At 72.3% G+C, this 11244-nt stretch carries 10 protein-coding genes; 1 reads left to right on the top strand and 9 read right to left on the bottom strand.

The genetic code is table 11. The features are described from left to right. Positions 1–44: 44 nt before the first annotated feature. From ACFRAR_RS30260 to ACFRAR_RS30230, 7 genes are all read right to left on the bottom strand, one after another. Positions 45–1172, bottom strand: a complete 1128-nt coding sequence (locus ACFRAR_RS30260) for a hypothetical protein (protein WP_380701926.1) — start codon at positions 1170–1172, stop codon at positions 45–47. 123 nt (positions 1173–1295) lie between these two features. Then, positions 1296–1784, bottom strand: coding sequence for a DUF3180 domain-containing protein (locus ACFRAR_RS30255; RefSeq protein ID WP_380701924.1), 489 nt, complete (start codon positions 1782–1784; stop codon positions 1296–1298). 241 nt (positions 1785–2025) lie between these two features. Beyond that, the gene (gene folK, locus ACFRAR_RS30250; RefSeq protein WP_380701922.1) at positions 2026–2625 is read right to left on the bottom strand and encodes a 2-amino-4-hydroxy-6-hydroxymethyldihydropteridine diphosphokinase; all 600 of its coding nucleotides are present in this window, start codon (positions 2623–2625) and stop codon (positions 2026–2028) included. Between the two features lie 43 nt (positions 2626–2668). Then, the gene (gene folB / locus ACFRAR_RS30245; protein ID WP_380701930.1) at positions 2669–3028 is read right to left on the bottom strand and encodes a dihydroneopterin aldolase; all 360 of its coding nucleotides are present in this window, start codon (positions 3026–3028) and stop codon (positions 2669–2671) included. A 246-nt stretch (positions 3029–3274) separates the two neighbouring features. Further along, positions 3275–3772, bottom strand: a complete 498-nt coding sequence (locus ACFRAR_RS30240; RefSeq protein ID WP_380701920.1) for a nuclear transport factor 2 family protein — start codon at positions 3770–3772, stop codon at positions 3275–3277. Positions 3773–3782: 10 nt separating this feature from the next. Further along, positions 3783–4664, bottom strand: coding sequence for a dihydropteroate synthase (gene folP, locus ACFRAR_RS30235; protein ID WP_380701918.1), 882 nt, complete (start codon positions 4662–4664; stop codon positions 3783–3785). 60 nt (positions 4665–4724) lie between these two features. Continuing rightward, the gene (locus ACFRAR_RS30230) at positions 4725–6566 is read right to left on the bottom strand and encodes a phosphatidylglycerol lysyltransferase domain-containing protein (protein WP_380701916.1); all 1842 of its coding nucleotides are present in this window, start codon (positions 6564–6566) and stop codon (positions 4725–4727) included. Between the two features lie 377 nt (positions 6567–6943). Between ACFRAR_RS30230 and ACFRAR_RS30225 the strand changes: the two genes are divergently transcribed. Beyond that, the gene (locus ACFRAR_RS30225) at positions 6944–8098 is read left to right on the top strand and encodes an alpha/beta hydrolase (RefSeq protein ID WP_380701914.1); all 1155 of its coding nucleotides are present in this window, start codon (positions 6944–6946) and stop codon (positions 8096–8098) included. Positions 8099–8260: 162 nt separating this feature from the next. On the opposite strand, the gene folE is transcribed toward ACFRAR_RS30225, so the two are convergent. Together folE and ftsH are read right to left on the bottom strand one after the other, a co-directional pair. Further along, positions 8261–8866: a GTP cyclohydrolase I FolE gene (folE, locus tag ACFRAR_RS30220; protein WP_030309924.1), complete on the bottom strand. Its 606-nt coding sequence runs from the start codon at positions 8864–8866 to the stop codon at positions 8261–8263. Between the two features lie 106 nt (positions 8867–8972). Continuing rightward, on the bottom strand, positions 8973–11030 hold the full coding sequence (gene ftsH / locus ACFRAR_RS30215) for an ATP-dependent zinc metalloprotease FtsH (RefSeq protein ID WP_380701912.1): 2058 nt from the start codon (positions 11028–11030) through the stop codon (positions 8973–8975). Positions 11031–11244 lie beyond the last annotated feature (214 nt).

Raw genomic sequence — 11244 nt, 5'->3', positions numbered from 1 at the left:
CCCTCCGACTTCCCGCGCCGCGGCGTTCGCGTGACCTCCGGGCCTCAGCGCGAGGCGCGCAGCTCCGGCAGCTGGATCAGCTCGGTCTCGTCCTCCGGCGTCAGGTCCACCACCGTCGGCTCGGCCTGCTCCGCCGGCTCGACCGGCTCCGCCGCCCGGGCCTCGGCCTCGGCCTTCGCGGCCACGGCCACCGCCTCGTCGCCCACCACGTCCGCCAGGTCGGCGCGCTCCCCCAGCTCGGCGACGCTGCCCACCGCCGGTGCCGGGGCCGCCGGGCGCACCGCGGCGGCCGAGCCGCGGCCGAAGAAACTGAAGCCCTGCCCGCGCGCCTGCCCGGACTGGGCCGACCGCGGCCGCTGCCGATCCACCGCCGCGGCGGGAGCCGCCGCGGCGACCGGGGTCCCGCCGAGCTGGCCGACCGTCGCGGTCAGCGCCGGACGCGCCGCGGCGGGACGCTCCACGGCCGGGGCCTCCGGGGCCTGCCCCGGGGTGGGCACCGAAGGCACCACCGGCGCCGGGACGGCCACCGGCACGGGCGCCGGGGCGGCCGGGGCGGCCGGGCCCGTCAGCGACGCCCTCGCGGACGTCCGCAGCGCGACCTCCCCGCCCGCCGTACGGGCCCGCTGCGCGTCCCGCTCCTCCGCGCGGCGCTCCAGCGTCCGCAGCACGGACGCCGCCCGCACGAAAGCCGCCGGGCTGGCCGGGTGCTTCGGACGGCTCGCGGCGACCGCCCGCTGGGCCGCCTCGGCCTCCTTGAGCGCCTGCTCGGCCACCGCGACGGCCCGCTCGCGCAGCAGCCGGGCGATCTCCGTCTCGGCCTTCGCCAGCCGCGACTTCTCCGCCGTCAGCCGCCGCCCGAACCGGGTGGCCCGCTCCTCGGCGACCTCCGCCGCGTACTCGGCCTCGGCCAGTTGCTCCTCGAACCGCTCCTCGGCGCGCAGTCGCTGGGCCGCGGACATCTCGGCGGCCGCCCGGGCCGCCTTGTCCCGGTGGCGCAGCAGCAGCGCGAAGCCGAGCGTGGCGATCACCGCCGCGACGCCCACCGAGCGCACCAGGACGGTGTCCTGACTGAAAAGCAGAGCGGCCAGTGCGGCGACCAGCAGCACGCCGGCGGCGGTGGGGGGAAAGACCCGGCCGAGGACGGAGGAATGACGGTGGCGTCCGCGAGACATGCTCAAGAAACTAGCGTGCGAATTGGGGGCGTGTCAGCCCAGGGTCCCCTTCTGCCCTTGACAGGGTCAGGTCTTTACCGCACGTGCCCGGAACCTCACCCAAGATCACGGAGAAGGCCCAGCTCAGCGGTGCGAGGCCGCCGGACCGCCCGGGTCGTCGTGGTTCTCCGGCAACTTGCACACGTGCTGGATCCAGAGTGCCGCCGCGATCACCGCGGCTCCCGCCAGCACCGCGAGCCCGGCCGTCACGGCCTGGTCCTTGCGGGCCGGGACGTCCAGTTCGCCCAGCAGGTGGATCCCGGCCCCCGCGTAGACGCCGGTGACCACCGACGAGACCAGCGCGCTGGCCTGCCCCAGCACCACCGCCCGGGCCGCCAGCAGCGGGTCGACCCCCTTCGCCCCGCGCTGCCGCTCGCGCACCGCCTTCAGCCGGGCCCGCAGCGACAGCGCGATCGCCAGCAGGATCACCGCCACCGCCGCCAGCACCACCGGCGCCGCGGTCGGCACGGCCGGCAGCGTGTCCACGGAGGCCCACAGCTTGGAGCCGGCCCAGGACAGCGCCGTCGTGGCGGCGGTGATGCCGATCAGCAGGCGGAGGCGAAGCAGCTTCACTCGGAGGAGGTCCTTCCCGGGTACCAGAACCGGCCGGCCGCCCGGTGGCCCGGCACGGCGACGCCAGGCCACCGTACCGGGCCCGGCCGGGCGGACACCCGCGCGAACGTCGGACACCTACTCGTACGGCCGGGCCCCCGGCCGAGTTCCCTGATCAAGGGCCCCGGCCGACCGCCCCGGGCGGGCCGGGCCCGCTGATGCGGATCCGGCCGCGCGCCCGGGAGGATCCGCGGGAGAGGGGCTACTCCGGCAGGGTCAGCCGGATGTCCTCGCGGCGCTTCACGCCCTGCGCGTCCGGGCCGCCCAGCGCGGACAGCAGCGCGTCCACCCGCCCGTGCCCGGGCACCTCGGCCTCGGGCTCGGCGTCCAGCCACGGGGCGAGCACGAAGGCCCGCTCGTGCGAGCGCGGGTGCGGCAGCAGCAGCTGCGGGTCGTCGCTCAGCACGCCCTCGTAGGCCAGGATGTCGACGTCCAGGGTGCGCGGGCCCCAGTGCACGGTCCGCACCCGCCCGAAGGCGTCCTCGATGGCGTTGCCGCGCTCCAGCAGGTCCCGCGGGGGCAGCGAGGTGCGCAGCACCACGACCGCGTTGTAGTAGTTCGGCTGCTCCTCGGGCCCGCCGACGGCCTCGGTCTCGTACACCGCGGAGACGGCCTTGATCTTCAGCCCGGGCGTGTCGGCGAGCGCGTCGACGGCCCCCTGGAGGGTGTCCAGCCGGTTGCCCAGGTTGCTGCCGAGCGCGATCACCGCGGAGTGCTGGCTGTGCAGCGTGGTGTCGGCGGAGTCCACCCGGCTCTCCAGGTCGAACGCGTTCGGCGCGGCGGTCGGGTCGCTGCTGCTCATCGAAGAAATCCCTCTGCATCGGATGCCGGGCGCGCGGTGGCGATCATGCGCGGCCCCGGTGGATGGTCACGGTCACGTCGTCGAACGGCACGGTGATCGGGGCGTCCGGCTTGTGCACGGTGACCTCGACCTCCTCGACCGCTTCGTGCTTGAGGCACTGGTCGGCAATGCGCTGGGCCAGGGTCTCGATCAGGTCGACCGGCTCCCCGGCGATGATCGCGGTGGCCTCCTCGGCCACCAGACCGTAGTGCGCGGTGCGGGTGAGGTCGTCCGTGGCCGCGGCGGGGCGGGTGTCCAGGTACAGCACGAGATCGACCACGAAGGTCTGCCCCTCGACGCGCTCGCGCTCGAAGACGCCGTGGTGGCCCCGGGCACGCAGCCCCCGCAGGGTGACGCGGTCCAGCAAACGAATCACTGCTCCCAGTCGGACGGGCCCCACCCGGAGAAAGGCATGGACGGGCGGGGCGAAGGCGGGCAGCACGCCCGCCACTCCGTTTCGAATCTACCCGCGAGCACGGACAACGCCTGACCGTCCTACCCGGCACGAACCGACGCCACGCGCGCCGATATGGCAATTGACGTGAACGTTCGGTGACCACTCGGAAATCCCGGACGACTTCCCGCCGCGGAATTCCCGCGACCTCCGGAATCAGCTCTCCTCGTCGTCGTCCCCGCTGGTCAGAACGGGTGAACCGTGATGCGACCAGAGCTTCCACCCGGCCGGGGTGCGACGGAACAGATTCGTCGACACGACCTTTCCGCCGACCAGCGGACCGAGTTCCCCCTCCTCCTCCGCCTCGCCGCCGGACAGGATGTTCTCGGTGCACGTGACAAGGGCCACATCGCCGTGGACCTCGGCCTCGACATCCGTCAGGAAGAACTGGATGTACTCCGTGTTCATCATGATCAGCATGTACGAACGGGTCACCTGCGCCCGGCCGCGCAACACCGGCCAGCCCGGGTGCACGCACACCACGCCGCCCTTGTCGTCGGCGTACTCGGCGCCCAGCCAGGCCTCCTCGACCGCCTCGACGTCCCCCCGCTCCAGCGCCTCGTAGAACGCCCGGTTCGCCGCGAGCACCGCCTCCAGATCCGCCCCGCGGGCCTTTCCGGCCGTACCGCCGCTCAACCTGCCGTCACCCGTCACAGACCCTCCCTCAGCCCAGCCGCGCCGCGTGCTGCCAGGCCGCGACCACCCGGACGGCATCCGCCGTGCCGGACACGTCGTGCACCCGCACCGCCCAGGCTCCGGCCCGGGCCGACAGCACCGACACCGCGGCCGTCGCATCGTCGCGTTCCCGGGCCGGGCGCAGTTCCCCGGTTGCCGGGTCGGCGAGCAGCGTACCCAGGAACCGCTTGCGCGAAGCCGCCACGAGCACGGGACGGCCGAGCGCGGTGAGCGCGTCCAGCCGGCCGAGCAGCGCCCAGTTGTGCTCGGAGGTCTTGGCGAAGCCGAGCCCCGGGTCGAGGATCAGCTGGTCCTCCTTGACCCCGGCGGCCAGCAGCGCGTCCACCCGGTCGGTCAGCTCCGCGACCACGTCCCGCACCACGTCGCCGTAGACGGCCATCCGCTCCATGTCGGCGGACTGCCCGCGCCAGTGCATCACCACGAAGGGCGCGCCGGTCTCGGCGACCACCCGGGCCATCGCCGGGTCGGCGAGCCCGCCGGAGACGTCGTTGACGATCGCGGCGCCGGCCTCGACCGCCCGCTCGGCGACCGAGGCGCGCATGGTGTCCACCGAGACCAGCACCCCGGCGTCGGCGAGTTCGCGCGCCACCGGGATCACCCGGCGCAGCTCCTCCTCCTCGGGCACCCGCTGGGAGCCCGGGCGGGTGGACTCACCCCCGACGTCCACCAGGTCCGCGCCGCGGGCCCGCAGCGCGAGGCCGTGCGCGATCGCCTTCGCGGGGTCGTGCCACATCCCGCCGTCCGAGAAGGAATCGGGCGTGACGTTGACCACGCCCATCACGGCGCAGCGGTCCAGCCGCGGAAGACCGGCCGGCAGGGAGAAGGACGGCGAATCGTTCATGTCTCCCATTATCGAACGGGGCCCCGGCCGACGGTCGTCGGCGGGGGCCCCGGGCGGTGTGGACGGGCCTCAGGCGGCCTCGGTGACCTCGCGGGTCGAGGGGACGGGCATCAGCCCCTCGCGCTGGCGCTTGCGCCCGAAGCGCGGCATGCCGAGGGTGATGAAGGCCTCCGCCTGCATCGCGGCGAAGCCGATCCGCGGCAGGTCCCGGGTGTTCGGGAAGACCAGGAAGCGCGGCTCCCACTCGGGCTGGAACTTGGCGTTGAACTTGTACAGCGACTCGATCTGGAACCAGCGCGACAGGAACACCAGCAGTCCGCGCCAGGCGCGCAGCACCGGGCCCGCGCCGATCCGCTCGCCGCGGGCCAGCGCCGAGCGGAACATCGCGAAGTTGAGCGACACCCGCCGCACGCCCATCGCCGGCACCGCCTGGAGCGCGGCGACGATCAGCAGCTCGTTCAGCCCCGGGTCGGCGGCGCGGTCACGGCGCATCAGCTCCAGCGAGATGCCGTCGGGGCCCCAGGGCACGAAGTGCAGCACGGCCTTCAGGTCGTCGCCCTCCTCGCCCTCCTCGGGGGCCTTGTGGGCGGTGACCACCACGCAGTCGTCGTCCAGCGGGTCGCCGAACCGGCCGAGGGCCATCGAGAAGCCGCGCTCGGTGTCGGTGCCGCGCCAGCGGGCGGCGGCGTCGGCGATCCGGTACTTCTCCTCGGCGTCGACCTCGGAGACCCGGCGCACCTTGCAGGAGTAGCCGTTGCGCTCGATCCGCTTGACCATCTGGCGCACGTTGCGCATGGCCCGGCCGGACAGCGAGAAGGCGGCGGTGTCGACGATCGCCTCGTCGCCCAGCTCCAGCGCGTCCAGGCCCGCCTCGCGGGTCCAGACCTCGCCGCCGAGCTCGCTGCACCCCATCACGGCCGGCACCCAGGCGTGCTCACGGGCCTCGGCCATGAACACCTTGATCGCGCCCGGCCAGGCCTCGACGTCGCCGACCGGGTCGCCGGAGGCCAGCATCACGCCGGAGACCACCCGGTAGGAGATCGCGGCCTTGCCGGTGGGCGAGAACAGCACGCTCTTGTCGCGGCGCAGCGCGAAGTAGCCGAGCGAGTCGCGGTCCCCGTGCCGCACCAGCAGCGCCCGCACCTTCTCCTCGTCCTCCGCGGTCAGCTCGGGCTTCGGCTTGCCCGGGCGCAGCGCCAGGTAGGCGGTGGTGAAGGCGGTCAGCAGGCCGAGCCCGCCGAGCAGGTAGGCGACCAGGTCGGAGATCCGGTCGCTGTTGTACCGGACCGGGCCCTCGAAGCCGAACAGCCCGTACCCGACGTGCTGCAGGCGCTCGGTCAGGCCCGGGTGGCCGATCTCGTACTTGGTCCGGGTGCTCACGATCAGCAGGCCGAGCAGCACGCTGAGGGCGCCCATGACGACCAGGTTGGCCAGTGCCCGCCAGCGGGTGCGCGGGTCGGCCTTGGCGTAGAACTCGCGCTGGTGGACGAGCATCACGACGAGGACCACCAGCGAGACGACCGCCGGGCCGATCTGGTGCCAGCGCACCAGGTGCAGGCCGGCGCTGACCGGCAGCAGCACGCAGACCGCCCGCCAGGCCCGCCGCTTGCGCCGGCGCAGCGCGTGCGCCAGCGGCACCAGCAGGATGCCGACCATCAGCGTGCCGACCGCCGCCAGGCTGGTGGTGCCGCCGGGCAGCTGCCCGGCGACGGTGTGCATCTTGGTGTGCCGGAGCTTGGGGAACACCGCGCCGGCGATGTCCACGAGCCCGATCAGCAGACAGGCGTAGCCCACCGCTCCCGGGAGCCAGGCCCTCGGTACGGAGGCCGCCTGGTTGCGCAGCGTCTGCAGGCCGCGGCGACGGCGCGGCGGCTGCTCGGGGCTCGGCTCAACGGACACGGGAACGCTCATGGAAGCTCAGCGTAGGGGCTGCGGTGCGGTGTCCGGTCACTCCGGGGGAGGACGCGTGATGGACCTTCATGCCTATTCCTTCATCAGGCAATGCGCATACCAAGGACCCGGAAACGGTCGGTAAACCGGGGCCGTGGCGGCGCTGCGGGTTGAGCCGGCGGTGGGAGCCGGGGGGTCGCCGCAGCGTGGCGCGACCGGACCCCCCGGGAGGCGTTACGTACGGTGGACGCCGCATTCTAGGGCGCCGGTTGCCTCTGATTCCCCTCGCCCCGTTCCGGCCCCCGGGCGTCCGGACAGCCTAGCCGCGGTGGCCGTGGCTGACGGACCGCCAGACGATGAACCTCGCACCGACAGTGTCCCACCGGAAGGTCGACGGTATGGAACTGACCAGCGAAGCGCTGGTGGACTCGCTGCTCGCCATCGGCGCTGCGGCACTCCTCACGACCCTGTGGGTCTGGCCCCGGCTGGCGTCGCAACGCCCGCTGCCGGTGCTCGGCCGGATCGGGTTGCTGACAGCGGTTCAAGTCTCGGTCCTGGCCGTGCTCGCCCTGTCGGTGAACAACTCCTTCGGGTTCTACACCTCCTGGCACGACCTGCTCAGCCCGGGCGGCGCCAAGCTCGCGCTGGCCGGCAACGAGAACCGCAAGGGCAGCGTCCCGGTCGGCGACGCGCTGGTCCAGCCCTCCAACGAGGGCGGCCTGGAGACCATCACCAACCTGCCGAAGGGCACGCCCGAGGAGGTCGGCAAGGTCGAGTCGGTCCGGGTCAGCGGCAAGGAGACGGGCTTCTCCGACCAGATGTTCGTCTACCTGCCGCCCGCGTACTTCGACGAGAAGTTCGCCCTGGTCCGCTTCCCCGTCCTGCTGGCCCTGTCCGGCTACCCGGGCACCACGCTGAACCTGCTCCACGAGCTCCCCCTCGCCCAGACCGCGATCGAGCTCCAGCGCACCGGCAAGATGCCGCCGACCATCGTGGTGATGGCCCGCCCGGCGGTCGTGCCCTCCCGGGACACCGAGTGCGTGGACGTCCCCGGCGGCCCGCGCACCGAGACCTGGTTCGTCAAGGACGTCCCCGAGGCCATCCGCAGCAACTACCGGGTCGGACGCACGGCCGGCTCCTGGGCCACCATGGGCTACTCCACCGGCGGCAGCTGCGCGCTGCGCCTGGCGATGCGCTTCCCGGGAGTCTTCGGCAGCGCGGCGAGCCTGCACGGCGACTTCTCCGTACGCCAGGACAACTACACCGGCGGCGACCTCTTCAACGGCGACAAGGCGTTGACCCAGCAGCACGACCTCGGCTGGCGGCTGCGGAACACACCGGTTCCGACGCTCAACCTGCTGGCGGTCTCCACCCGCACCGAGAGCGACTACCCGCAGACCGTCCAGTTCGTCGAGCAGGCCACCCAGGTCGCGGCCGCCAACCCCCAGTTCAGGATCGACTCGCTCTACCTGGACGACGGCGGGCACAACTTCGACAGCTGGACCAGGGAACTGCCGGCCTCGCTCGAATGGCTGGGCTCCCACCTCGGTTAGCACGGGTCGGCGATGAACCCGCCGGTCGGTCCGGACGGCGGGCGGCTCCGGGAACGCGTCTCGGCCGCCCGTCGCCCCGGCGGGCACCGCCCCGGGCACCCCGGCCCCGCCGCACGCGGGGCACGAGGCGCGCTGAGCCGCGCCGCCGGGAGCGGCGCCGGACTACCGGCCGATGATGAGGCTCATCGCCTCGGCCCGGGTGGCCGGGTCGCGCAGCTGGCCGCGCACGCAGGAGGTGATGGTCTTGGCGCCGGGCTTGCGGATGCCGCGCATCGACATGCACATGTGCTCGCACTCGACCACGACGATCGCCCCGCGCGGCTCCAGGATCCGCATCAGCGCGTCGGCCACCTGGCTGGTCAGCCGCTCCTGCACCTGCGGCCGGCGGGCGTAGACGTCGACCAGCCGGGCGAGCTTGGACAGCCCGGTGATCTTGCCGCTGGTGGACGGGATGTACCCGACGTGCGCGACCCCGCGGAACGGCACCAGGTGGTGCTCGCAGACCGACGTCAGCTCGATGTCCTTGACCAGCACCATCTCGTCGTGGCCGAGGTCGAAGGTGGTGGTGAGGACGTCCTCGGGCTCCTGCCACAGGCCCGCGAATATCTCCTTGTAGGCGCGCGCGACCCGGGCCGGCGTCTCCAGCAGCCCCTCGCGGTCCGGGTCCTCCCCGACGGCGAGCAGCAGCTCGCGGATGGCGTTCTCGGCCCGCTTCTGGTCGAAGGTACCGACGGCGGGCGGACCGTCGAGCGTCACCGGATCGATCATGCGGGCCTCGCTTAGATGGGGGAACTCTGGCTGAACAGCACGGATGCCGCGCCTCCAGGGTACAAACCCTGGTGACGCGGCATCCATTCCCTGCGGAGGCGGGGGGTCAGCCCTCGGTCGGCGGCTCGGTCGCGGGCCGCTGCGGGAGCTTCACGATGTCCACCGGAGCACTGTCCACGGCGGCGGCGGCGCCGTTGGTGAGCGCCAGCTCCTTCGGGGACTGCACCGGCGGCCGGGTGGACGGCGTGCGGCGGGAGGAGCCCGTCCAGGCCGGCCGGGTCGGGCGCTTGACGATCGTCGAGAAGACCTCGGCGATCTGCTCCTTGTTCAGGGTCTCCTTCTCCAGGAGCTCCAGGACCAGGTTGTCGAGCACGTCGCGGTTCTCGACCAGGATCTCCCAGGCCTCGTTGTGCGCCGTGTCGATGAGCTTCTTGACCTCCTCGTCCACCAGCCCGGCGACCTCTTCCGAGTAGTCGCGCTGGTGGCCCATCTCGCGGCCCAGGAACGGCTCCGAGTTGTCGCTGCCGAACTTGATCGCACCGAGGCGCTCGGTCATGCCGTACTGGGTGACCATGGCCCGGGCCGTCGCGGTGGCCTTCTCGATGTCGTTCGAGGCACCGGTGGTCGGGTCGTGGAAGACCAGCTCCTCCGCCGCGCGCCCGCCCATCATGTAGGCGAGCTGGTCGAGCATCTCGTTGCGGGTGGTGGAGTACTTGTCCTCGTCCGGCAGCACCATGGTGTAGCCGAGGGCCCGGCCGCGGGACAGGATGGTGATCTTGTGCACCGGGTCGCTGTACTGGCAGGCCGCCGCGACCAGGGCGTGGCCGCCCTCGTGGTACGCGGTGATCTTCTTCTCCCTGTCGGACATGATCCGCGTGCGCTTCTGCGGACCCGCCACGACGCGGTCGATCGCCTCGTCCAGGATGTTGTTGTCGATCAGCTTCTTGTCCGAGCGGGCGGTCAGCAGCGCCGCCTCGTTCAGGACGTTCGACAGATCGGCACCGGTGAAGCCGGGGGTGCGCTTGGCGACGGCCGACAGGTCGACGTCGGGCGCGATCGGCTTGCCCTTCTGGTGCACCTTGAGGATGTCCAGCCGGCCCTGGAGGTCGGGGCGCTCCACCGCGATCTGGCGGTCGAAGCGGCCCGGGCGCAGCAGCGCCGGGTCCAGGATGTCGGGGCGGTTGGTCGCGGCGATCAGGATCACGCCGCCCTTGACGTCGAAGCCGTCCATCTCGACCAGCAGCTGGTTGAGGGTCTGCTCGCGCTCGTCGTGGCCGCCGCCGAGGCCCGCGCCGCGGTGCCGGCCGACGGCGTCGATCTCGTCGACGAAGACGATCGCCGGGGCGTTCGCCTTGGCCTGCTCGAAGAGGTCGCGGACGCGGCTGGCGCCGACACCGACGAACATCTCGACGAAGTCCGAGCCGGAGATCGAGTAGAACGGCACCCCGGCCTCACCCGCGACGGCTCGCGCCAGCAGGGTCTTGCCGGTACCGGGCGGGCCGTAGAGCAGCACGCCCTTGGGGATCTTGGCGCCGACGGCCTGGAACTTGGCCGGCTCCTGGAGGAACTCCTTGATCTCGTGGAGCTCCTCGACCGCCTCGTCCGCGCCGGCGACGTCGGCGAAGGTGGTCTTCGGGGTGTCCTTGGTGAGCAGCTTGGCCTTGGACTTGCCGAACTGCATGACCCGGGAGCCGCCGCCCTGCATCTGGTTCATCAGGAACAGGAAGACCAGGACGATGATCACGATCGGGAGCATCGACAGCAGCAGGCTGACGAAGGTGCTCTGCTTCTCCGGGCTGACGGTGTAGCCCTCGGCGAGCGTGCTCTGGTCCTTGTCGTTGACCTGGGCCTGGAGCTTGTCCGCGATGGCGACGCCCTGGTCGCCGATGTACGAGGCTTGGAACTTGGTTCCGGACGGGGCCTTGCCCGTGCCGGAGCTGGGCAGCGTGGCGCCGTCCTTGAGCTGGATCTTGATGGTGTTCGAGTCACCGGTGGTGATCTGCGCCGACTTGACGTTGTGCGCGTCGATCGCCGCGACCACCTGACCGGTGTCCACCGTCTTGTAGCCGTTCGAGTCCGAAACGACCTGCATCAGCACGATGACGGCGAGGACGGCCAGCACGATCCACATGATCGGCGCACGGAAGTATCGCTTGACGTCCATCCATGCGGGGCGTTGCCGCCCCGTCCCTCCTGCCACTCAACGGCGCCGGGGGGCTGTTGGGCCGCGGCGCAATCCGGTTGGTGCTCATGTGAAGAGCGGTTTATTGGACCGTACCGCAGTCGCACCCACCCATGGCGGGAGCACGGCGAGACGGCTGTGGTTCTTTGTCCCCGGGGGTCCAACGGGCGGGAACCGCCTACTGTTCCCGCCCGTA

Source organism: Kitasatospora sp. NPDC056651 (genome assembly GCF_042792155.1).
Classification (GTDB): Bacteria; Actinomycetota; Actinomycetes; order Streptomycetales; family Streptomycetaceae; genus Kitasatospora.
Note: the sequence above shows the minus strand (reverse complement) of the source record. Positions and strands in the feature narration are given on the sequence as shown.